The organism is Streptomyces sp. NPDC044002 (assembly GCF_056434525.1).
Window position 1 is genome coordinate 1 of record NZ_JBWKEZ010000102.1, and the last position, 22,178, is coordinate 22,178.

The 22,178-nt window shown below is 74.0% G+C and carries 23 protein-coding genes; 5 read left to right on the forward strand and 18 right to left on the reverse strand.

Annotated elements, in window-relative coordinates; translation table 11 throughout:
- Positions 1-133 precede the first annotated feature (133 nt).
- Positions 134-1,099, reverse strand: coding sequence for a transglycosylase family protein (locus AC07A6_RS39005; protein ID WP_478780273.1), 966 nt, complete (start codon positions 1,097-1,099; stop codon positions 134-136).
- 303 nt (positions 1,100-1,402) lie between these two features.
- Here AC07A6_RS39005 and AC07A6_RS39010 point away from each other — a divergent pair, with 303 nt between their 5' ends.
- Both AC07A6_RS39010 and AC07A6_RS39015 read left to right on the forward strand, forming a co-directional pair.
- Positions 1,403-2,218, forward strand: a complete 816-nt coding sequence (locus AC07A6_RS39010) for a hypothetical protein (RefSeq protein ID WP_042800715.1) — start codon at positions 1,403-1,405, stop codon at positions 2,216-2,218.
- 159 nt (positions 2,219-2,377) lie between these two features.
- Complete coding sequence (locus AC07A6_RS39015) at positions 2,378-2,806, forward strand: hypothetical protein (protein ID WP_478780274.1); 429 nt, start codon at positions 2,378-2,380, stop codon at positions 2,804-2,806.
- Between the two features lie 13 nt (positions 2,807-2,819).
- Here AC07A6_RS39015 and der read toward each other — a convergent pair whose 3' ends face one another.
- The 5 genes from der to AC07A6_RS39040 form a co-directional block, all read right to left on the reverse strand.
- A complete protein-coding gene (der, locus tag AC07A6_RS39020) occupies positions 2,820-4,283 on the reverse strand; it encodes a ribosome biogenesis GTPase Der (protein ID WP_125819007.1) in 1,464 nt (487 codons plus the stop codon).
- A 75-nt stretch (positions 4,284-4,358) separates the two neighbouring features.
- Positions 4,359-5,042: a lysophospholipid acyltransferase family protein gene (locus AC07A6_RS39025; RefSeq protein ID WP_478780275.1), complete on the reverse strand. Its 684-nt coding sequence runs from the start codon at positions 5,040-5,042 to the stop codon at positions 4,359-4,361.
- Positions 5,003-5,704: a (d)CMP kinase gene (gene cmk / locus AC07A6_RS39030; protein WP_386273938.1), complete on the reverse strand. Its 702-nt coding sequence runs from the start codon at positions 5,702-5,704 to the stop codon at positions 5,003-5,005. The genes AC07A6_RS39025 and cmk overlap by 40 nt, the downstream gene beginning before the upstream one ends.
- A gap of 134 nt (positions 5,705-5,838) precedes the next feature.
- Positions 5,839-6,927 carry a prephenate dehydrogenase gene (locus tag AC07A6_RS39035; RefSeq protein WP_362466331.1) on the reverse strand — a complete coding sequence of 363 codons (1,089 nt, stop codon included), beginning with the start codon at positions 6,925-6,927 and terminating at the stop codon, positions 5,839-5,841.
- 129 nt (positions 6,928-7,056) lie between these two features.
- On the reverse strand, positions 7,057-7,506 hold the full coding sequence (locus tag AC07A6_RS39040) for a YidB family protein (protein ID WP_478780276.1): 450 nt from the start codon (positions 7,504-7,506) through the stop codon (positions 7,057-7,059).
- Between the two features lie 143 nt (positions 7,507-7,649).
- Here AC07A6_RS39040 and AC07A6_RS39045 point away from each other — a divergent pair, with 143 nt between their 5' ends.
- From AC07A6_RS39045 to AC07A6_RS39055, 3 genes are all read left to right on the forward strand, one after another.
- Positions 7,650-7,985, forward strand: coding sequence for a DUF952 domain-containing protein (locus AC07A6_RS39045; protein ID WP_362466326.1), 336 nt, complete (start codon positions 7,650-7,652; stop codon positions 7,983-7,985).
- A gap of 85 nt (positions 7,986-8,070) precedes the next feature.
- The gene (locus AC07A6_RS39050) at positions 8,071-8,535 is read left to right on the forward strand and encodes a Rieske (2Fe-2S) protein (RefSeq protein ID WP_478780277.1); all 465 of its coding nucleotides are present in this window, start codon (positions 8,071-8,073) and stop codon (positions 8,533-8,535) included.
- Between the two features lie 28 nt (positions 8,536-8,563).
- Entirely contained in the window at positions 8,564-9,244 is a 681-nt protein-coding gene (locus AC07A6_RS39055; RefSeq protein ID WP_478780278.1) for a nucleotidyltransferase domain-containing protein, read from the forward strand.
- A 6-nt stretch (positions 9,245-9,250) separates the two neighbouring features.
- Here the strand turns inward: AC07A6_RS39055 and AC07A6_RS39060 are convergent, their stop codons facing one another.
- The 12 genes from AC07A6_RS39060 to AC07A6_RS39115 all read right to left on the reverse strand — a co-directional run bounded on the left by AC07A6_RS39060 (position 9,251) and on the right by AC07A6_RS39115 (position 21,838).
- Positions 9,251-10,006 (reverse strand): nucleotidyltransferase domain-containing protein, encoded by a 756-nt coding sequence (locus AC07A6_RS39060; protein ID WP_478780279.1) that lies wholly within the window; start codon positions 10,004-10,006, stop codon positions 9,251-9,253.
- A 3-nt stretch (positions 10,007-10,009) separates the two neighbouring features.
- Positions 10,010-11,026, reverse strand: coding sequence for an ADP-ribosylglycohydrolase family protein (locus AC07A6_RS39065; protein ID WP_478780280.1), 1,017 nt, complete (start codon positions 11,024-11,026; stop codon positions 10,010-10,012).
- On the reverse strand, positions 11,023-11,781 hold the full coding sequence (locus AC07A6_RS39070) for an NUDIX hydrolase (RefSeq protein ID WP_386273946.1): 759 nt from the start codon (positions 11,779-11,781) through the stop codon (positions 11,023-11,025). The genes AC07A6_RS39065 and AC07A6_RS39070 overlap by 4 nt, the downstream gene beginning before the upstream one ends.
- The gene (locus AC07A6_RS39075; protein ID WP_478780281.1) at positions 11,745-12,833 is read right to left on the reverse strand and encodes an AAA family ATPase; all 1,089 of its coding nucleotides are present in this window, start codon (positions 12,831-12,833) and stop codon (positions 11,745-11,747) included. The genes AC07A6_RS39070 and AC07A6_RS39075 overlap by 37 nt, the downstream gene beginning before the upstream one ends.
- Positions 12,830-13,438 (reverse strand): nicotinamide riboside transporter PnuC, encoded by a 609-nt coding sequence (pnuC, locus tag AC07A6_RS39080; RefSeq protein WP_478780282.1) that lies wholly within the window; start codon positions 13,436-13,438, stop codon positions 12,830-12,832. The genes AC07A6_RS39075 and pnuC overlap by 4 nt, the downstream gene beginning before the upstream one ends.
- Before the next feature lie 147 nt (positions 13,439-13,585).
- Positions 13,586-14,854 (reverse strand): pseudouridine synthase, encoded by a 1,269-nt coding sequence (locus tag AC07A6_RS39085; protein WP_478780283.1) that lies wholly within the window; start codon positions 14,852-14,854, stop codon positions 13,586-13,588.
- A complete protein-coding gene (gene scpB / locus AC07A6_RS39090; RefSeq protein WP_362466301.1) occupies positions 14,854-15,480 on the reverse strand; it encodes an SMC-Scp complex subunit ScpB in 627 nt (208 codons plus the stop codon). The genes AC07A6_RS39085 and scpB overlap by 1 nt, the downstream gene beginning before the upstream one ends.
- Complete coding sequence (locus AC07A6_RS39095) at positions 15,477-16,451, reverse strand: segregation and condensation protein A (RefSeq protein ID WP_478780284.1); 975 nt, start codon at positions 16,449-16,451, stop codon at positions 15,477-15,479. The genes scpB and AC07A6_RS39095 overlap by 4 nt, the downstream gene beginning before the upstream one ends.
- 117 nt (positions 16,452-16,568) lie before the next feature.
- The gene (locus tag AC07A6_RS39100; protein ID WP_478780285.1) at positions 16,569-17,081 is read right to left on the reverse strand and encodes a hypothetical protein; all 513 of its coding nucleotides are present in this window, start codon (positions 17,079-17,081) and stop codon (positions 16,569-16,571) included.
- A complete protein-coding gene (locus tag AC07A6_RS39105) occupies positions 17,066-18,226 on the reverse strand; it encodes a ParA family protein (protein ID WP_125604141.1) in 1,161 nt (386 codons plus the stop codon). Before AC07A6_RS39105 ends, AC07A6_RS39100 begins: the two co-directional genes overlap by 16 nt.
- A gap of 326 nt (positions 18,227-18,552) precedes the next feature.
- The gene (gene ald / locus AC07A6_RS39110; RefSeq protein WP_362466291.1) at positions 18,553-19,668 is read right to left on the reverse strand and encodes an alanine dehydrogenase; all 1,116 of its coding nucleotides are present in this window, start codon (positions 19,666-19,668) and stop codon (positions 18,553-18,555) included.
- A 151-nt stretch (positions 19,669-19,819) separates the two neighbouring features.
- A complete protein-coding gene (locus AC07A6_RS39115; protein WP_478780286.1) occupies positions 19,820-21,838 on the reverse strand; it encodes a tetratricopeptide repeat protein in 2,019 nt (672 codons plus the stop codon).
- Positions 21,839-22,178: the final 340 nt, after the last annotated feature.

The following is a 22,178-nucleotide window of genomic DNA, read 5'->3' on the forward strand; positions in this document are numbered from 1 at the left end:
CGGCGTTTGAGGCGCGGGGGTCTGGGGGCGGAGCCCCCAGGAGGGGTCCGGGCGCAGCCCGGGGAACGGGCGAAGGGCGGGTAGGGGAACTCGCCCCGCGCAGCGGCGGCCCCGCCGCAGATGGTGGCCGGCCTCAGCGCCCCGGCGCGGGCGCCGACGCCCCCGGACCCGGACCCGCCCCCGCGGGGGTCGGCTTCGGGGCCGCCGGCTTCGCGGACGCGGGGGCCGCAGGGGCCGTCGGCTTCGCGGGGGCCGGCTTCGTCGGTGCGGGGGCCGTCGGAGCCGCAGCGGCCGGCTTCGTCGGCGCGGGGGCCGTCGAAGGCGCGGGAGCCGGCTTCGTCGGTGCGGGGGCCGTCGGGGCCGCGGGGGCCGGCTTCGTCGGTGCGGGGGCCGTCGGAGCCGCAGCGGCCGGCTTCGTCGGTGCGGGGGTCGTCGGGGCCGCGGGGGCCGGGGCCGTCGGCGTCGGCTTCGCAGGGGCCGGGGCCGCGGGGGTGGGAGCCGTCGGGGGGAGGGTGAGGAGGAGGCCCGGGGTCAGGCGGGCCGGGTCCGGGCCGATCGCGGGGCGGTTGGCTTCGTACAGGGGGCGCCAGCCGCCCGGCAGCCGGCGCCGCCGCGCGATGCCCTCCAGCGTGTCCCCCGCCCGCACCACGTGCATCCGCCCCGCCAGCCCGTACCGCTTCGCGCACACCGGCCACGCCTCCCACCCCTGCACCGCCAGCAGCTCCTCCGCGACCCGGATCTGCTGGTCCCGGGTGGCCAGGTCCGCCCGCGCCGCGTACGCCAGCCCCCCGTGCTCCTCCCAGGTCGGCTGCCAGAACTGCAGGCCCCCGTAGAAGCCGTTGCCCGTGTTCACCGCCCACCGCCCGCTGCTCTCGCAGTCCGCGACGCAGTCCCACGGCCACTCCCCGCCCGGCCCGCAGTCCCCCGGCCCCGTCCCGATCACGCCCGGCGAGCCCGGGTGCGCGGCCCCCGCGGGCCCGGGTGCCGGCGGTGGCGGCGCGGCGGCCGCGCCGGCACCCGACGGGAGAGCGAGCACCAGCGCGGCGGCCACCGCGGCCACCACGGCGGCCGCCGCCCTCCGCGTACACAGATCGGGCATCGGCACACGCTACGGAGCCCCCGCCACCGCCCCCGCCCCGCCACGCGGCGCTCCCCCGCGCCCCACCCGGACGGCTGACGCGGCGGACGGCCCGCACCCCCGCGAGACGTTCGGAATGCGGCTCCAACTGCGCACGAAGGGACAACAGTTGGCATGAAAGGGAAGCCGCGGCCGGACGGTTCACCCTTCCGGGTGGCCGGTTCGATTCCGTTCCCTCAAACGGCGTGACCCCGGCCGCCGCCGCGCCGTTGATCCCGGCGAGCCGGGAACCCCCCGGCCTCCGCACGAATGAGGAGCCACCCCGTGCCGCGCATGCTCGACGTCAGTGATGAGGTACGTGCCGAGATCGGTGACGAAGAAGCCGACAGGCTGCTCACCGGCGACGACGCCCCGGGCAGTTACGACTGCACCTCCTGCCGCACCCCCGGCGACCCGGAGACGGTCCGCACCAGCACCGTGCTGTTCGTGGGCGAGGAGACCGCCGTCCTCGCCTTCGCCCACGCCGACTGCATCCCCTCCCAGGTCGTCCCCGTCTCCGAGGAGCAGCTCCAGGGCGCGGTGCGCAGCATCACCGGCGACAGCCCGGCCCCCGCCCCGGAGCAGGCCGGCGGCGAGTCCCCGCAGTCGGTCCCCGGCGGCCAGGCCGTCCTCGGCATCACCAGCGGCCTGGTCCTGATCGCCGGGGAGCTTCACCCCGCGCTGGTCGTCGAGCCGACCGCGCCGATCGCCCGCCCCGGCACCACCGGTCCCGGCGACGACTTCCTCCCCCTCCTCATCGAGCAGGGCTTCATCCCGGTCACCGACACCAACGAGGTCCCCTCCCCGCTCGCCGGCTGGTCGGTCCTGCTCGCCGCCGGACAGCTGCACGCCGTGCTCCAGCCCGGTACCGACGGCGGGCCCCAGGTGGCCTGGTGGCAGGCCCACCAGGCGCTGGGCGTCACCGACGGCTGGCGGGCCGCCGTCAACAAGACCCAGCGCGTGCTCATCTACGCCGCCCCGGTCGGCTCCATCGGCCAGCAGCCGCGCGAGGACCTGCTCCGCGACGCCCTGGACAAGGCCGCGAGCAACGGCAAGCTGGTCGGCGCCTCGATGCCGCTGGCCGGTACGCCGGGCGCCTGAGCCCCACCCTTCCCCGCCGGAACGGCCGTCCGGCCCCCTGCCGAGGGGGCCGGACGGCATGCGCCGGGGGTGCGCGGTCCGTCCCGCGCACCCCCGGCGATCTGCGTTTTCCGCCCCGTCACCCCGCATCCGCAGGGCCCCGGTTTCGTTGGCTGATACGTGCATTCATACGACCCCTCCCGCGCCCCGTTCCGTGCGAGCAGCGCCTCGCACACCCCGATCTACGACAGCCTGTACTCGGAGTACCTGCGCGCCTTCCGGGCGCTGCCGGGCGACCGTACGGGCGAGGAGGACCTCGGCTTCACCGCGTTCTCGTACGGCAGCGGGTACACCGGCACCTCGTACGGCGGCGGCGCGTACGGCAGCGGCAGCGGCAGCGGCACCGGCACCGGCACCGGCACCGGCTGGAACGGTTCCTCGTGGCAGCAGGCCGACGCCTGGCAGCCCTCGTACCTCCCGCAGCAGGCGGCCCAGCCGGTGTACTCGTACGCGGGCGCCGGCTCCGGATACGGCGGCGGGCGGCAGCACCAGACCGGGATGCAGCACATCCCGGCGGCCCTGCCGCCCGCTCCGCGCCGGGGCTACTGACCCCGGACCGCCGCTACTTCTTCTTCTTGTACTGCGCGCCGCGCTTCTCGCGCACCCGCACGGAGATGTGCAGCGGGGTGCCCTCGAAGCCGAACTCCTCGCGCAGGCGGCGCTCGATGAAGCGCCGGTAGCCGTGCTCCAGGAAGCCCGAGGCGAAGAGGACGAACCGCGGCGGCTTGCTGCCCGCCTGGGTACCGAACAGGATGCGGGGCTGCTTGCCGCCGCGGATCGGGTGCGGGTGGGCCGCGACGATCTCGCCGAGGAAGGCGTTCAGCCGGCCGGTGGGGACGCGCGTCTCCCAGCCCGCGAGGGCCGCCTCGATCGCCGGGACCAGCTTCTCCATGTGACGGCCGGTCTTCGCGGAGACGTTGACGCGGGGCGCCCAGGAGACCTGCTGCATCTCGGTCTCGATCTCGCGCTCGAGGTAGTAGCGGCGCTCCTCGTCCAGCTCGTCCCACTTGTTGTAGGCGATGACGATCGCGCGGCCGGCCTCGACGGCCATCGTGATGATGCGCTGGTCCTGGACGCTGATGTTCTCGGTGGTGTCGATCAGGATGACCGCCACCTCCGCCTTCTCCACGGCCGCGGCCGTGCGCAGCGAGGCGTAGTAGTCGGCGCCCTGCTGGAGGTGGACCTTCTTGCGGATGCCCGCGGTGTCCACGAACTTCCAGGTGACGCCGCCGAGCTCGATCAGCTCGTCGACCGGGTCGCGGGTGGTGCCGGCCAGCTCGTTGACGACGACGCGGTCCTCGCGGGCGACCTTGTTCAGCAGGGAGGACTTGCCGACGTTGGGGCGGCCGATGAGGGCGATGCGGCGCGGTCCGCCGATGGCGGCGCCGCCGAAGGTCTGCGCGGGGGCCTCGGGCAGGACCTCCAGGACGGCGTCCAGCATGTCGCCGGTGCCGCGGCCGTGCAGCGAGGAGACCGGGTACGGCATGCCCAGGCCCAGGGACCACAGGTAGGCCGCGTCGGCCTCGCCGCTCTGGCCGTCGACCTTGTTGGCGCACAGGACGACGGGCTTGCCGGCCCGGCGCAGCAGCTTGACGACGGCCTCGTCGCTGTCGGTGGCGCCGACCTTGGCGTCCACGACGAAGACGACCGCGTCGGCGGTCTCGATGGCGTACTCGGCCTGGGCGGCGACGGAGGCGTCGATGCCGAGGACGTCCTGCTCCCAGCCGCCGGTGTCGACGACCTTGAAGCGGCGGCCGGCCCACTCGGCCTCGTACGTGACGCGGTCGCGGGTGACGCCCGGCTTGTCCTCGACGACGGCCTCGCGGCGGCCGATGATGCGGTTCACCAGGGTCGACTTGCCCACGTTCGGGCGGCCGACGACGGCGAGGACGGGGAGCGGGCCGTGGCCGGCCTCCTCGATCGCGCCTTCGACCTCTTCGAGGTCGAAGCCTTCCTCCGCGGCGAGCTCCATGAACTCCGCGTACTCGGCATCGCCAAGTGCTCCGTGGTCGTACTGGTCGTTCATGAAGTCCGTTCCTCGTCGTTCGTGGTGATCGGTGGCACCCGCGCAGCGCGGTGCCACTACTGGTTCAAGTCTCGCTCAGCGCCCGGTGAGGCGCTTGGCGTCGGCCAGGTGGGCGGTCAGCCGTCCCTGGATGCGTGCGGTGGCCTCGTCCAGCGCGGTGCGCGTACGACGGCCCGTGCCGTCACCGGCGTCGAAGGCCGAGCCGAAGACCACGTCGACCCGGCTGCGCAGCGGCGGCAGGCCCTTGACGAGCCGGCCCTTGGCCTCGGTGCTGCCCAGGACGGCGACGGGCACGACCGGGGCGCCGCTGCGGACGGCGAAGTAGGCGAGCCCGGCGCGCAGGGACGCGAAGTCCCCCTCGCCCCGGGTGCCCTCGGGGAATATCCCCAGGGCGCCGCCGTTCTCCAGGACGCCGAGGGCGCGGGTGATCGCGGTCCGGTCGGTGCCGGCGCGGTCCACCTTCACCTGCCCGATCCCCTCCAGGAAGGGGCCGAGCGGGCCGACGTACGCCTCCTTCTTGATCAGGAAGTGCAGCGGCCTCGGCGCGGTGCCCATGACCATGGGTCCGTCGATGTTGTGCGCGTGGTTCACGGCCAGGATGACGGGGCCGGAGGCCGGCACCTTCCAGGCACCCAGCACGCGCGGCTTCCACAGCCCGTACATGAGCCCGATACCGATGCGCCTGCCGACCGCCGCACCCCTGGGGGAGGGCGTACCGCTCACTTGGCGCGCCGCTCTTCGACCAGGGTCACGACGCACTCGATGACCTGGTCGAGGGTGAGCTCGGTGGTGTCGACCTCGACGGCGTCGCCGGCCTTGGCCAGCGGAGAGGTCTTGCGGCCGGAGTCGGCGGCGTCCCGCTTGATCAGGGCTTCCTTGGTGGCCGCGAGGTCCGTGGCCTCCTTGCCGCGCAGCTCGCCGCTGCGGCGGGCGGCGCGGGCCTCGGCCGAGGCCGTCAGGAAGACCTTGAGGTCGGCGTCGGGCAGGACGGTGGTGCCGATGTCCCGGCCCTCGACGACGATCCCGTCGGCCTCCTCGGCCGCCTGGGCGGCGATGGAGCGCTGGAGGTCGGTGATCAGGGTGCGCACCTCGGGGACGGCGCTGACGGCGCTGACCTTGGAGGTGACCTCCTGGGTGCGGATCGGGCCGGAGGCGTCCAGGCCGTCCACCGTGATGGTGGGGGCGGCCGGGTCCGTGCCGGAGACGATGGCCGGCTTGCCGGCGGCGAGGGCGATCGCCTGCGGGTCGTCGGTGTCGACGCCGTTGGTGATCATCCACCAGGTGATGGCCCGGTACTGGGCACCGGTGTCCAGGTAGCGCAGCCCGAGCTTGGCGGCCACGGCCTTGGAGGTGCTGGACTTGCCCGTGCCGGAGGGACCGTCGATGGCGACGATCACGGCGGACGGAGCGGCGGTTTCCACGGTGCGGGCACCTTCCTGGTTGCGCGTACGTGTGCGGGCGCGCCAAAAGCGCCCCCGCACCAGGTTACCGGCCCCGGGCGCCCGCCGTTCCCGGCCGGTCGCGCCCGGCGGCCGGGACCCGCCGCAGGGGAGGGCTACTGCTGCCGCAGCGCCCAGCCGCGCTCGCGGAGCTCCGCGGTCAGCGGGGCCACGGCCCGCGGCTCGACCATGAGCTGCACCAGACCGGCCTGCTGGCCGGTCGCGTGCTCGATCCGGACGTCCTCGATGTTGACCCCGGCGCGGCCGGCGTCCGCGAAGATCCGCGCCAGCTCGCCGGGCTTGTCGCTGATGAACACGCCCACGGTCTCGTACGCCATGGGCGCCGCGCCGTGCTTGCCGGGGACCCGGACCCGGCCCGCGTTGCCGCGCTTGAGGACGTCCTCGATGCCGGCCGCGCCGCCCTTGCGCTTCTCCTCGTCGGCGGACTGGAGGCCGCGCAGCGCCTCGACGGTCTCCGCCAGGTCGGCGGCGATGCCGGCCAGGACGTCGGCCACCGGTCCCGGGTTGGCGGAGAGGATCTCCACCCACATCCGGGGGTCGGAGGCCGCGATGCGGGTCACGTCGCGGATGCCCTGCCCGCACAGCCGGACGGCCGTCTCGTCGGCCTCCTCCAGGCGGGCGGCGACCATGCTGGAGACCAGCTGGGGGGTGTGGGAGACGAGGGCCACCGCCCGGTCGTGGGCGTCGGCGTCCATCACGACGGGGACGGCCCGGCACAGCGCGACGAGTTCCAGGGCGAGGTTGAGGACCTCGTGGTCGGTGTCCCGGGTCGGGGTCAGCACCCAGGGCCGGCCCTCGAACAGGTCCGCGGTGGCGGCCAGCGGGCCGGAGCGCTCCTTGCCGGCCATGGGGTGGGTGCCGATGTAGGCGGAGGTGTCGGCGCCCAGTGCGGCGAGCTCCCGGCGCGGGCCGCCCTTGACGCTGGCCACGTCCACGTAGGCGCGGGCCAGTCCGCGTCCGATGGCGTCGGCCAGGGCGGCGGCGACGTGGGCCGGCGGCACGGCGACGATCGCGAGGTCCACCTGACCCTCGGGGGCGTCGTCGGTGCCGGCGCCCAGGGCGGCGGCCGTGCGGGCCTGCGCCGGGTCGTGGTCGACGAGGTGGACGCTGATGCCCCGGGCGGTCAGGGCGAGCGCCGCGGAGGTGCCGATCAGTCCGGTTCCGATGACGACGGCGGTTCTCACGGGGCGCTCCAAGGGTGATCACGTAACGACGGGCCGGGCCTGACTCAGGGTAGCCACTCGGTACCGCGGAAGGACCCGGCGGTCCGCCCTGTGGACGGGGCCGGGCCCTTCGCGGACGATCTGGCCGGGTCAGAGGTTCTGCTTGCGGATGATCTCCTCCAGCGACTCGGTCGGCACCGCACCGTTCGGCGTCAGCTTGTCGACGGCTTGCGGCAGCGCCTGGGCCAGCTGGTCGGCGGCCTCGTCCGGGCTGACGCCCGCCTGCTGGGCCGCCTGCCGCAGGGCGTCGTCCGGCAGCGCCTCCTTGATCTGGGCGCCGCTCACGGGCTGGTTCTCGCCGGTGCCGATCCAGGACTGCGCCTGGTCGGCCAGTCCGGACTTGGTCAGCATGTCCAGCAGCCCGCCGAGGGGGTTGTTCGCCCCTCCGGCCTGGGCGCCCCCGGCACCGCCGCCGCCCAGCAGGGCGCCGAGCAGCGCGCCGAGGATGTTGCCCCCGCCGCCGGCGGCCGCGCCGCCGCTGCCGCCCTGGCCGCCGCCGAGGAGTCCGCCGAGGAGTGAACCGAGGTCGTTACCCGCCATGGTCCTGTTGCCTTTCGAAGGGGGACCGGGCGAGCGCACGTCAGCGGCGGGCCCGGCTTCGAGACACGGACAATGTCACCCGGATCACCCCGTACCGCCACTTGGCGCACCGCTGTCCGGCGCCGTGCGGTAGAACCACCGGCATGATCTTCCACATCGTTCCGCTCGCCGACTGGGGTGCCGCGCCCGGCTCCCCGTACGCCCCCGGCTCGCTCGCCGCCGAGGGCTTCGTGCACTGCTCGGCGGACCGGCCCACCGTGCTCGCCATCGTGGACTCCCACTACCGCGGGGTGCCCGGCGTCCTGCTCGCCGTGGAGCTCGACGAGGCCGCCCTGACGGCGGAGGTCCGCCGGACCGGGCCCGGGGACCCGTACCCCCACGTCCACGGGCCGTTGAACCGCGACGCCGTGTCCCGCGTGTGGGAGGTCGTACGCACTCCCGGCGGCCCGGCGGACCTGACCCCCTGGCTCCCGGAGTGAGACGGACGGTGTGGCGGGCTTCTCCTGGGGCCCGCCGCACGCCAGGATGCACCTCGCATCCCGGCCATCCAGCAAGGAGCTCCGCATGACCGACTCGAACACCGCCCGGCGCACCGTACTGGCGGCCGGAGCCGCCGTCCTGGCGGGCGGTACCCTCGCCGCCTGCGGGTCCGACGGGGACAAGCCCGACACCGGTTCCGGCAACGCGTCCGCCCCGCAGACGGGCGCCTCCCCCGGGGCCTCGGCACCGGGCGCGGTCGCGGAGCCGCTCGTGAAGGCCGCCGCGGTCCCGGTCGGCGGCGGCACCGTCATCAAGGAGCAGAAGGTGGTGGTCACCCAGCCGACGGCCGGCTCCTTCCGCTGCTTCACGGCCGTCTGCCCGCACCAGGGCTGCCTGGTGGACAAGGTCGAGAACGGCACGATCGACTGCCCCTGCCACGGCAGCAAGTTCAAGGTCGCCGACGGGGCCGTGGCCCACGGGCCGGCGGTCAAGCCGCTCGCGGAGAAGAAGATCGCCGTGTCGCCGGAGGGGGAAATCTCGCTCGCCTAGCGGGCTCGGCGCCGCCTACCCTCCCGGGATGGACGACCTCACCCTGGTCCGGGACCACACGATCTACGCCTGCGTGATGGGCTCCCGCGCCTTCGGGCTGGCCACGGAGGCGAGCGACACCGACCGGCGCGGTGTCTACCTCGCCCCCACGCCGCTCTTCTGGCGGTTCGAGAAGCCCCCGACCCATGTCGAGGGGCCCCGGGAGGAGGAGTTCTCCTGGGAGCTGGAGCGCTTCTGCGAGCTGGCCCTGCGCGCCAACCCGAACATCCTGGAGTGCCTGCACTCCCCGCTGGTGGAGCGGCTCACCCCGGTCGGCGAGGAACTGCTGTCCCTGCGCGGGGCCTTCCTCTCCCGCCGGGCCCACGCCACCTTCAGCCGGTACGCGGTCTCCCAGCACCGCAAGCTCCTCGCGGACGTCCGCGTCCACGGCGCCCCGCGCTGGAAGCACGCCATGCACCTGCTGCGCCTGCTGGCCTCCTGCCGCGACCTGCTGCGCACCGGCCGCCTCACGATCGAAGCGGGCCCCGGCCGCGAGCGGTTCCTCGCGGTCAAGCGGGGCGAGGTGGGCTGGGACGAGGTCGACGCCTGGATGACCCGCCTCGCCGAGGAGTCCGAGGCGGCCCTGTCCACCAGCCCGCTGCCCGCCGGACCGGACGAGGCCCGCGTGGCGGACTTCCTCCACCGCGCCCGGCGCGCCTCGGCCGTCTAGCGAGGTCTAGAGGCCCGTGCGGTGGCGCACGACGAAGTCGTCGAGCTCGTCGTACGCGCTCACGTACTCCGGCAGCGCCGTGCCGGCCTGCGCCGCGTCCAGTACCGCGTGCAGCGCGGCCACGTCCCGCCCGACCGCCTCGACCGGCGGGCCTTCGTACCCGCCGTGCTCGGCGGCCGCCTTGGCCTCGATCAGCGCGGCCAGGTACGCGGGCGCCTCCGGGACCTCCCCGAGCAGCGTGGGCAGGTGCGCCTGCACCTCGGCGGAGCGCATCAGGTGGATGCCGGTGAGCAGCGCGCGGAAGGCGTAGAGCAGGGGCTTCAGCTCGGCCGTCTTCTCGAAGAGCCGCCACTGGGTGGTGGCGAAGCCCCGGTAGTGGTGGGCGTGGTGGCCGGTGAGGACGCCCGGGGCCAGCGCGGCCAGCTCCGCGTGCGCCTCGGTCGTGTGGACCACGAGGGGGGACAGCAGCTGCTCCAGCACGTAGCCGTTGCGCCGCAGCATGAGGCGGACGAACTTGCGCAGGTCGTGCGTGACGAGGTCCAGTTCGACGCCGTCGTCCTCCCACATCCGGGTCCGCGTCTCCTCCGGATCGCGCAGCCCGAGCAGGGCGCGCGGCGGCAGCAGGTGGGCGCCGCGCAGGTCGATGTCGGAGTCCCGGGAGGGGAAGCCGTACAGGTGGGCCCCGGAGACGGTGGCGAAGAGCAGCGGGTCGGGCTGCTCCGCGACGACGGGGGCGAGGTCGATGTCCATGGCGTCCAGCACGGGTCACGCGTCCCAGAGGGTGCCGAAGGCGAGGAGTTCCTCGCGGTACTCGATGCGGCCCTCCCATTCGCGGGGCCAGACGTCGGCGCCGAGGTGGGCGCCGGCGAAGGCGCCGGCCAGGCAGGCGATCGAGTCGGAGTCTCCGGCGGTGCAGGCGGCGCGGCGCAGCGCGAGGAGGGGTTCGTCCGGGAAGAGCAGGAAGCACTGGAGGGCGGTGGCCAGGGCCTCTTCGGCGATCCAGCCCTCGCCGGTGGTCAGGCAGGGGTCGGTCTCCGGGGAGGGGGTGCGCAGGGCGGCGGCGAGCCGGTCCAGGACGGCCAGGCACTCGTCCCAGCCCCGGGCGATGAAGGACTCCGGCGAGGCGTCGGAGGCGGTGCGCATCCAGAGGTCGCCGAGCCAGCGCTCGTGGTAGCGGGTGCGGTTCTCCAGGGCGTACGAGCGCAGCTGCCCGACCAGGCCGGTGACCTCGGTGCCCTGCGCGAGGAGGTGCACGGCGCGGGCGGTCAGGTCGGACGCGGCCAGGGCGGTGGGGTGGCCGTGGGTGAGGGCCGACTGGAGCTGGGCGGCGCCGGCCCGTTCCTCGTCGGTCCAGCCGGGGACGAGGCCCACCGGGACGACGCGCATGTTGGCGCCGCAGCCCTTGGAGCCGATCTGGCTGGCGTCCCGCCAGTCCCGCGACGGGTCGTTCAGCAGGCCGCAGGCCACCAGGCAGGTGCGGCCGGGGGCGCGGTTGTTCTCCGGGGAGTGGTACCAGTCGACGAACTCCTCGCGGACCGGCCGGGCCAGCCGGAGCGGGCCGACGCGGCCGCGCTCGGCGGCGGTCCGTATGCCGCGCGCCAGGGCCAGGGTCATCTGGGTGTCGTCGGTGACGATCGCGGGGCGGGGCAGCGGCATCTGACGCCACGGGCCGGTCTTGGCGAGGATCGACGGGACGTCGTTGAACTCCGTCGGGAAGCCGAGGGCGTCGCCGAGGGCCAGGCCTACGAGGGCGCCCGTCGCGGCACGCTTGGTGGCGGTCACTGGGTGGGTCCTTCCGAGGGGCGGAGCAGGGGCGGGTGGAGGGCGGTGGCCGGGCCGGCCCGGTACAGCGCGGCGGGTTTGCCGCGGCCTCCGGTCAGCCGGGCGGCGCCGGGCACGGCCTGGACGAAGCCGGGCGTGGCGAGCACCTTGCGGCGGAAGTTGGGGCGGTCCAGGGAGGTGTCCCAGACGGTCTCGTAGACGGCCTGGAGCTCCCCGAGGGTGAACTCGGGCGGGCAGAACGCGGTGGCCAGGCAGGTGTACTCCAGCTTGGAGCCCACCCGCTGCCGGGCGTCCGCGAGGATCAGCCCGTGGTCGAAGGCGAGGTCCGCGGCCTCCCCCACCGGCACCCACCGGGCCCGGTCGGCGTCCCCGCCGCCCTCCTCCGCCGGTTCCGGCATGTCGGGGACGAGGGCGGTGAAGGCGACCGACACGACCCGCATGCGGGGGTCCCGGTCCGGTTCGGTGTAGGTGCGCAGCTGTTCCAGGTGCAGGTCGTCGACCAGGGCGGGCGGCAGGCCGGTCTCCTCGGCCAGCTCCCGGCGGGCGGCAGTCTCGGCGGACTCCCGGGGCAGGACGAAGCCGCCGGGGAGCGCCCAGGCGCCCGCGTACGGCTCCTGGCCGCGCCGGATCAGCAGCACGTGCAGGACGCCGCCGCGCACGGTGAGGACGGCGAGGTCGACGGTCACGGCGAAGGGCGCGAAGGCGTACGGGTCGTAGGTCACCGGCGCTCCGGGAGGGGCGCCGCGAAGTGCCAGCCTTCGGACAGCAGGGCGTCGACCGCCGCCACGGCCGCGTCGAGCCGGGCCCGCCGGTCCCCGCTCACGGTCAGGAAACGCCTGCCGGTGCGGGTGAGTTCCCGGCGGAAGCGGGCGGTCATCCAGGGTCTGAGCTCGGGCCCGTCGCGCAGCCCGTCGTCCTCGAAGGGCACTCCTTCGTGGTCGGTGAGCAGGTACAGGTCGCGGGGGCGGCGGGCGGCGATGTGTTCGACCTCGGCGTTGCGGCCGCCGAGGTAGCGCTCGTGCCAGATGCCGGTGGCGAAGGAGTCGGTGTCGCAGAACAGCACGGGCGAGCCGAGCCGGGCGGCCCGCTCCTCCGCCTCGTCCTGGCGGCGGGCGATCACCGGGAACTCCCGGGAGGTGAAGGTCATGTCCTCCCAGGAGGCCGCCGGGTCGACGGCGCGGGCCGCGGCGAGCTTCTCCTCGCTGTACTCCCGGCCGTACTCGGCGACCCAGCCGGTCTTCGCCCACACCCCGCCGCGGCGGCGGTAGTGCGCGGCCAGCTCCCGCGAGAGGGTGGTGGTGCCGGTGGACTCGGCGCCCAGGACGACGACCCTCCGGGTCAGCGCGGCCCGTACGCCGGGCCCGAGGAACTCCCAGGTGGCGGCCGGGTCCTCGCGGACGGCGGTCCCGGACACCGGGAACAGGGTGCGCGCCGGGTCCACGCAGACCTCCTCGGCTCCGAACCGCCGGGCGAGTTCGGTCCCGTACTCCTCGGAGGTGAAGACGGCGTCCACGCGCCGGCCCACCGCGCCGCGGAAGATCGCCATGTGCGCCTCCCAGATGCCGGGGTCGTGCAGGTCGACGGGGACGTCGTCGACGGCGCCGACGACCTCCGCGCCGGGGTGCTCCTCGCGCATCCAGGCGACCCGGTCGGCGAGCGGCACGGACTCGACGGAGGCGGCGCAGACCAGCACGGTCAGCCGCTCGCACTGGTCCTGGGCGGTGCGCACCAGGTGGTGGTGGCCGGCGTGCGGCGGGTAGAACTTGCCCAGCACCAGCCCGTGGCCGTAGCGCTTCCCGCCGCTCACGCCGTCGCCTCCTGGGCCGTACGGGCACCCCGTGCCGGGAGCGCGCGGTGCCAGCCGACGAGGCCGGCCACGCACAGGGCGAGGAAGCCCGCGTAGAGGACCGAGGTCAGGTACAGCCCCTTGTACGCGTACAGCGGGATGTAGACGAGGTCGGCGGCGATCCACAGCCACCAGGACTCCAGGAGCTTGCGGCACTGCCCGTAGGTGGCCATGAGGGAGAGCCCGGTGGTGAGGGCGTCCCAGAAGGGGACGGTGGAGTCGCTGACCCGGCCGAGCAGCAGGGTGATGGCGGCGGTCCCCACCGCCCCCGCCACCAGCAGCCAGGCCCATTCGGCGCGCGTGGTGCGGCGCACCGGCAGGGCTCCGGCGGTTCCTGGTCCACCCCCGTGGGTCCAGGACCACCAGCCGTAGGCGGCGAGGGCGATGAAGACGATCTGGAGCCCGGCGTCGGCGTAGAGGCCCGCCTGGGTGAAGAGCACGATGAAGAAGAGGTTGTTGGCGATCCCGACCGGCCAGTTGGCGATGTGCTGCCGGGCCACCAGCCAGACGCACACGGCGCCCGTGGCGAAGCCGAGGACCTCGGTCCAGCTCGTGTTCCAGCCCATACGACCCACCCGCTCCCTTTAATAGTCACCCTGACTATAAACGCGGCCGCTGCCGCCGGGCAAGGCACCCGGGGGCAGCGGCCCGGAAACGCGGAAGCCCGCAGCGCCAGGGGGCACTGCGGGCTTCGACGGAGCGGGGGGCGCGGACTACAGACCGACCTCGCGCATGAGCATGCCGACCTCGGTGTTGGTCAGGCGGCGCAGCCAGCCCGACTTCTGGTCGCCCAGCTCGATCGGACCGAAGGAGGTCCGCACGAGCTTGTCGACCGGGAAGCCGGCCTCGGACAGCATGCGGCGGACGATGTGCTTGCGGCCCTCGTGGAGGGTCACCTCGACCAGGTAGTTCTTGCCGACCTGGTCGACGACGCGGAAGTTGTCGGCACGGGCCCAGCCGTCCTCCAGCTCGATGCCGTCCTTGAGGCGCTTGCCGATGTCGCGCGGCAGGCTGCCGGTGATCGCCGCGACGTACGTCTTCTGCACGCCGTACTTGGGGTGCGTCAGGCGGTGGGCCAGCTCACCGTGGTTGGTGAGGAGGATGATGCCCTCGGTCTCGGTGTCGAGCCGGCCGACGTGGAAGAGGCGGGTCTCGCGGTTGGTGACGTAGTCGCCCAGGCACTGGCGGCCGTCCGGGTCCTCCATGGTGGAGACGACGCCGGCCGGCTTGTTCAGCGCGAAGAACAGGAAGGACTGGGTGGCGACCGTCAGGCCGTCCACCTTGATCTCGTCCTTCGGCTGGACGCGCTTGCCCTGCTCGGTCACGATCTCGCCGTTGACCTCGACGCGGGCCTGCTCGATCAGCTCCTCGCAGGCGCGGCGCGAGCCCATGCCGGCCCGGGCGAGGACCTTCTGCAAGCGCTCGCCCTCCAGCTCGGCGCCGGGGAAGGTCTTCGGGGTCTTGATCACCGGCTTGTCGGCGTACCGGTCGCGCACGCGCTCCTCGATCCGCGCGTCCAGCTCACGGGGACGGGACTGGCCGCTGCGGCTGCCCGGACCGCTGCGCGGGCCGCCGGCGCCGCCGATGCCGGGGGTGCGGGAGGGGGTGCGGGGACCGCCCTTGGCACCGCCGCGCGCCGCCGCGCCGCGGGCACCGCCGCCGCCGGGGCGCGCTCCGCCGCGGCTGCGCTCGCCCTCGGGGCCCACGTCGTAGCGGCGCTCCTCGGGGCGCGGGTTGCGGGGGCGCTGGGGCGCCTGGTCCCGGTCGCGGTCCCGGGAGCCGCCGCCGGAGGAACCGCCCCGGTAGCCGCCACCGCCGGAGCCGCCGGACGAGCCGCCCCGGTAGCCGCCGCCCGAGCCGCTGCCGCCGCGGTAGCCGCCACCGCCGCCGGAGCCGCCGCCGCGGGCGCCACCGCGCCCGCCGCCGCCGCTGCCGCCGCTGTTCCTGTTGCCGCCACCGTTGCCGTTGCCGCTGCTTCGCATCAAAGTTCCGTCGTCTTGTCGTCGTCTACGTCAGTGTCCGGTGCGTCCGGATCGAACGACGGCACACCTTCTTGCGTCTCGGCTTCGATCGCGTCCGCCTCGGGAAGGAAGGGCGCGAGCTCCGGGAGCTCGTCCAGGCCGCGCAGGCCCATCCGCTCCAGAAAGTAGTTCGTCGTCCTGTACAGGATCGCACCTGTTTCGGGTTCCGTGCCCGCCTCGGCCACCAGACCCCGCTGGAGCAGGGTCCGCATGACCCCGTCGCAGTTCACCCCGCGGACCGCCGAGACCCGCGAACGGCTCACCGGCTGCCGGTACGCGACCACCGCCAGGGTCTCCAGGGCCGCCTGGGTGAGGCGGGCCTGCTGCCCGTCCAGGACGAAGGCCTCCACGGCCGCCGCGTACTCGGGCCGGGTGTAGAACCGCCAGCCCCCGGCGACCAGCCGCAGCTCGAAGCCGCGCCGCTGCGCCGTGTACTCGTCGGCCAGCTCGGCGAGCGCGTCCGCGACCTCGCGCGGGGTGCGCTCCAGCACCTTCGCGAGGTGTTCGGCGGTCGCGGGCTCGTCCACGACCATCAGCACGGCCTCCAGCGCGCCCTTCAGCTCCAGCCGGTCCCGCACCCCGGTCATTCCGCCACCTCCACGACTCGGTCGAACTCGTCCGTCACCTTCGGCATCCCGTCGCCGTCCCCGCCGCACCAGCGCACGGTGAGCCCGAGCAGGGCCTCCGGCTGGTCCAGGGTGACGGCCTTCTCCCGGTACAGCTCCAGCAGCGCCAGGAACCGGGCGACGACGGTGAGGGTGTCCGGGGCGTCCTCGGTCAGCTCCTGGAACGTCGCCTCGCCGCGCGCCTTGAGCAGGCGTACGACGTGCCCGGCCTGCTCCCGCACGCTGACGAGGGGGGCGTGGATGTGGTCCACGTACACCTGGGGCGCGGCCTTGGGCTGCATGGCCCGCACCGCGAGCCGGGCCAGCCCGTCGGCGCCGATGCTGATCACCACCTCGGGCAGCAGGTCGGCGTGGTGCGGCTCCAGCCCGACGGTACGGGGGTAGCGCCTGCCCTCCGCCTCGGCGCGGTCCTGGAAGAGCGCGGCGATCTGCTTGTACGCCTTGTACTGGAGCAGCCGCGCGAACAGCAGGTCCCGCGCCTCCAGCAGGGCGAGGTCGGCCTCGTCCTCGACCTCGGCGGCGGGCAGCAGGCGGGCGGCCTTCAGGTCGAGCAGGGTGGCGGCGACCACGAGGAACTCGGTGGTCTGGTCGAGGTCCCAGTCGGGGCCCATGGCGCGGATGTGCGCCATGAACTCGTCGGTGACCTTGGAGAGGGCGACCTCGGTGACGTCGAGCTTGTGCCGGGAGATCAGCTGGAGCAGGAGGTCGAAGGGCCCCTCGAAGTTGTCGAGCCGCAACGTGAACCGGCCGTCGCCGGGGCCCCCACCGCCTCCAGGAGGGGCGTCAGGGGCCTGGGGGGCTTCCCCGGCACCCCGGCCGCCCCCGAGCGGCTCGCGGGCCGCAGCAGGCGCCTCAGCGGCCTCCTGGGCCGCCCCTGGGCCACGGCCCAGGCTCCGGCGGGCCGGACGGGGGGCGTTCTCGTTCGGGGGCATCGCGGTCCAGGGTGGTGCGGGATTTCGGCCGAGCGGCCACGGGTGCAGCCTAGGCCCTGGCCGGGCGGGTACGCGTCCACCGCTGCGCGGCGGAGCACTCCCCCGCCCGCCCTTCCTTCAGCGGCCGCGGAGGCGGCGGACCAGGATGCTGGCGTCGCCGCGCGACTCCAGGTCGGCCAGGACCACCGCGACGGCCTCCCGCACGATGCGGCCCCGGTCGACCGCGAGCCCGTGCTCCCCTCGGAGCACCAGGCGGGCGTGCTCCAGGTCCATGAGCTCCTCCGCGGAGACGTAGACCGTGATCTTCTCGTCGTGCCGCTCGCGCCCGCTCGGACGCCGGTTCGCGCCCCGGCTCGGGCCCTTGCCCTGCCGGGGTCCGGCGCTGGCAGAACCTTCCTGCGGCCTGCGCTGCGCGCCCACCGAACCCGCCCCGGGCTCCGCGGCCTCCCGGCCCCGGGTCTCCCCCGTGGCCCGCGTCGTGCCGTCCACCGGTGCTGCCGCGTGCTCCGTTCCCGTACCGCTGCCCGGCGCCTCCTCGGCGCCCCGCCGCGGCGAGGACGACTGGAGGGCCATCCCCCCGGTCGTGCGGAACAGTTCGTCGGCTCCGGGCAGACTCACTCGGCGGGACACCGGGCGAGCACCTCCCTGGCCAGCTGGCGATAGGCGGCGGCGCCGACGGAGTTGGACGCGTACGTGGTGATCGGCTCGCCGGCGACCGTGGTCTCCGGGAAGCGCACCGTACGGCCGATGACCGTGTGGTAGACGTGGTCGTCGAAGGCCTCGACCACGCGCGCGAGCACCTCGCGGCTGTGCACCGTACGGGAGTCGTACATGGTGGCGAGGATGCCGTCGAGCTCCAGCTCGGGGTTGAGCCGCTCCTGGACCTTCTCGATGGTCTCCGTCAGCAGCGCGACACCGCGCAGTGCGAAGAACTCGCATTCCAGCGGCACGATGACCTTGTGAGCCGCCGTCAGGGCGTTCACCGTCAGCAGGCCGAGCGAGGGCTGACAGTCGATCACGATGTAGTCGTAGTCGGCCATCAGGGGCTTCAGCGCCCGCTGGAGCGTCGACTCGCGCGCGACCTCGCTCACCAACTGCACTTCGGCGGCGGAGAGGTCGATGTTGCTCGGCAGCAGGTCCATGTTGGGGACCGCGGTCTTGAGCAGCACCTCGTCGGCCGACATGCCCCGCTCCATGAGCAGGTTGTAGACCGTCAGGTCGAGTTCCATCGGGTTCACGCCGAGACCCACGGACAGCGCGCCCTGCGGGTCGAAGTCGACGAGCAGCACGCGGCGCCCGTACTCGGCGAGCGCGGCACCCAGGTTGATGGTCGACGTGGTCTTGCCCACGCCGCCCTTCTGGTTGCACATCGCGATGATCTTCGCCGGACCGTGGTCGGTCAGCGGACCCGGGATCGGGAAGTACGGCAGCGGCCGTCCGGTCGGGCCGATCCGCTCGCGGCGCTGGCGGGCAGCGTCGGGCGCGAGGGTGGCCGCGTACTCGGGGTCGGGCTCGTACTCCGCGTCGGGGTCGTAGAAGTGCCCCTCGGGCACCTGGTCGTAGTCGGCGAAACCAATGGGCGTATCGCCACCGTGGTCGCCGGCCGTGGAGTTCACGTCTAGGCCGTCCATGCTCTTTTGGGGCGTCGTCATGTGCTGGTGGTTTGCGAAGGTGCGGACCGCGACGGAGCCGACGGCTTCCAGCCCGGCAGGACCCTGTCCCCGCTCAGGCGTCCCTGCTCGACCACCTCCAGGAGCAAATGTCGACTCATTCACAAGTCGTCTTACCTCCTCGGACGTGACCAGGACACTTATCGATAGGTCAGCGTTGCACCATGCCGACGGTTGGCGACTCTATGGCGTGTCACCGCCCAGCGGCAACACAATCCGCCGGACCCGGCACGATGTGTCGGCAACCGAACACCACTCTGTCAAGGGCGTGCGCGCTGCCACTGCGAAGTTTCGCGGGTGTGCGAAAGGGTTAAAGGGTTACGTTCGAGGCGAGTTGAGCGGGCTCCGCGGGTCCGCCGCAAACGCGTCCGGCCGGACCTTGCGGGCAAGGTCCGGCCGGATACGTGAGATTGACGTCAGTCGTTGACGGTTCAGCCGAGCAGCGTGCTGAGCTCGAGGGTCTCCAGGCCGTGGGCCTCGGCGACCGGGCCGTAAACGACCTTGCCGTCATGGGTGTTGAGGCCCAGGGCCAGCGCCGGGTCACGGCGCAGCGCCTCGACCCAGCCGAGGTTCGCGAGCTGCACGATGTACGGCAGGGTCGCGTTCGTCAGGGCGTAGGTGGAGGTGTTCGGAACCGCGCCCGGCATGTTGGCGACGCAGTAGAAGACCGAGTTGTGGACCTGGAAGGTCGGCTCGGCGTGGGTGGTCGGACGGGAGTCCTCGAAGCAGCCGCCCTGGTCGATCGCAATGTCGACAAGGACACTTCCGGGCTTCATCTTGGCGACGAGCTCGTTGGTGACCAGCTTCGGGGCCTTCGCACCCGGGATCAGCACGGCGCCGATGACGAGGTCGGCCTCGACGACGGCCTTCTCCAGCTCGTAGGCGTTGGAGACGATCGTCTTGATCTTCGTGCCGAAGATCTTGTCGGCCTCGCGGAGCTTGTTGATGTCGCGGTCGAGCAGGGTCACGTGGAAGCCCATGCCGATGGCGATCTGCGCCGCGTTCCAGCCGGAGACGCCGCCGCCGATGACCACGCACTCGCCGGCGTGGGTGCCGGGCACGCCGCCGGGGAGGACGCCGCGGCCGCCGGCCGAGCGCATCAGGTGGTAGGCGCCGACCTGCGGGGCCAGGCGGCCCGCGACCTCGGACATCGGGGCGAGCAGCGGCAGCGCGCGGTTGGCGAGCTCGACCGTCTCGTAGGCGATGGCGGTGGTGCCGGACTCCAGCAGGGCGTCCGTGCACTCGCGGGAGGCCGCGAGGTGCAGGTAGGTGAAGAGGGTCTGGTCCTTGCGGAGGCGGTGGTACTCCTCCGCGATGGGCTCCTTGACCTTCAGCAGCAGGTCCGCGGTCGCCCAGACCTCGTCGGCGGTGCCGAGGATCTCGGCACCGGCGGCGACGTACTCGGCGTCCGTGATCGAGGAGCCGACACCGGCGTTCTGCTCGATGAAGACCTGGTGGCCGTTGCGGACCAGCTCATGCACGCCGGCGGGCGTGATGGCGACCCGGAACTCGTTGTTCTTGACCTCGCGGGGGATGCCGACCTTCATCGTCGATCACGGTCCTTGGCTCAGGGGATATTACGGGGCACTTCCATACATACCCGCCCACAAGAACGCGCAACGGGATGCACCACTGATGTCGTGGTGAAGCCAGTCTAATGAAGGATGAGTCCCTGTCTAGCCTTGCAAACCAATAATTTTAGTCGGACACACTACGGATTTCGCAGGCTGCGGGGTCGTCTCCCAGCAATCTGTCCGCTGCCGAACGGTGCAGCCTCGCCGCCGCCGGGTCACCCAGACGGTCCAGCGTGTCGGCCAGCCGGACCTGCAGTGCGGCCTGGAGCCGCTGGTCCCCCGCCCGGCGCGCCAGCTCGATCGCCTCGCGGCAGGTGTGCAGGGATTCCTCGGGCCGGCCGGCGTACTCCTGGACCCGCGCCATCTCGCTCAACGCCTTTGCCTGGCCCGGGACATCGGCCAGCCGGCGGTAGCCCGCGGCGGCCGCCCGCCAGCTGCGCAGGGCCTCCCCGTAGCGGCCCGCGTAGGTGTGCACGTTGCCCAGCCGGCCGTAGAGCCTGGCCTCGTCCACCCGCTCGCCGCGCGCCAGGGCGTGGGCCAGGGCCCGGCCGAACCAGTCGGAGGCCCGGGGCCAGTCCGCCAGCTCCTGGTACGCCCCGCCTACGGATTCCATCGCGCGGCCCGTCGCGTACGGGTCCTTCGCGGCCTTCCCCGCGCCCAGCGCGGCCCGGTACCGCGCCAGCGCCTCCTGGGTCCGGCCGGTCTCGGCGTCCAGGTCGGCCAGGTTCAGCAGGGCGGCCGCCCGCTCGCGGTGCAGGCCGCGCCGCTCGGCCACGTCCAGGACGAGGCGGTGCAGCCCGTACAGCTCCGGGGCGGCCGCGTCGGTGCCCCGGTGCCCGGCCAGCGCCCGGACCAGGGCGGAGACCAGCCTGCGGGCCAGGGTGTCCAGCCCGCCGTCCGCCACGGCCAGGTGCGCGGACGAGGTCAGCGCCGGCAGCCGGGTGTCGAGCCAGGTGGCGGCCGCCCGGCGGTCGGGGAAGCGCAGGGCCCGGGGCGTGCCGTCCAGGTGCTCGCGCAGCAGCCCGTCGTCGTCCTCGTCGGTGTCGGCCATGGCCCGGCACGAGGTGAGCAGCCGTACGGTCCGCTCCAGCATCCGCGCCCGCGCCAGCTGCACCTCGGCGGGGCGCTCCTTGGTCTCCAGCAGGGCCTGGAGGAAGGGCGCGAGGCAGCCGGGGAGCAGGAAGAGGCCGTCCGGGGCGTGCCGTACGAGGCCCAGCGCGGCGAAGTCCTCCAGGGTGGACTGGGCCGCGGCCACCGAGCAGCCGGCCAGGGCCGAGGCGGTGTGCGAGTCGAGGTACCCGGCGGGGGCGAGCGGCAGCAGGTGCAGGGTGCGGCGGGCCGGCTGCGGCAGGGACTCGTAGACCAGCCGGAAGGCCCGGCCCAGCGGGCCGGTGGTGCCGGGGGGCATCTCGTGGAGCTGCTTGGCGAGGTCGGCGACGGCGGCCTTGGGGTGGGCGGCGAGCCAGCCGCCGGCCAGGGTGAGCGCGGCGGGCAGCCCTCCGCACTCCTCGGCGAGGGCCTCGGCGGCACGGGGGTCGACGGTGACGCGGGTGTCGCCGATCATCCGGGCGAGCAGGCCGACGGCCGAGGTGGGGTCGAGGCCGCCGAGGGTGCAGGGGCGGACGTCGGGGATCCCGGTGAGCGGGCCCTCGGCGGTGACCACGACCAGGCACTCGGGGGTGTCCGGGAGCAGGGCGTCGACCTGCTGCGGGTCGGCGGCGTCGTCGACGAGCAGGATCGCCCGCCGGTCCTTGAGGGCCTCCCGCAGGGCGGCGCTGAGGTCGTCCTCGCCGGCCCCCGGCGGGGTGCGCTCCCCGAGCCCCTCCAGCAGGGTCCGGACGGCCCGCTCGGTGGCGACGGCCTCCCCGCCGGGCTCGGTGAGCCGGACCCGGAGCAGGCCGTCGGGGTACTGGGGGGCGACCTCGCGCACGAACGCCTCCGCGAGCGCGGTCCGCCCGGACCCGGGCCGCCCGGCGACGAGCAGCACCCGCGCGCGGGGCGCCTTCGCCTTGCGGCCCGAGAGGGTGTCGAGCCCGGTCCGCGCGATGTCCTCGCGCAGCTCCTTGAGCTCACGCCGCCGCCCGACGAAATCCGCCACGGATCCGCTCCTCTCCCTGCCTTCGGGGTGCTGAGCGTAGTTCACGCAGAGCGACGGGCTGCGGGGAGCGCGGCCAGTAGATCGCCCGATCGGATCAGCCGATGTACCTACTTTGAACGCACCGCTCGCGCGGCTCGGCCCCTGGGGGCCTCCCCGGCTTCGCGCCGCTGCGACGGCCTCCGGCCGTCGGACCGGGGGCGGGGCCGGTTCGGGTGGCCGATGCGGGTGGGGCGTCTGCGGGTGGTGGGCCGCTGCGCGGGGCGAGGTCCCCTACCCGCCCTTCCACCGTTCCCCGGGCTGTGCCCGGACCCGTTCCGTGCGCTCCGCGCCCGTCGCCTCAAACACCAGGGGGGGGGGAGGGAAGAGAAGAAGAGGGGGGGGGGAG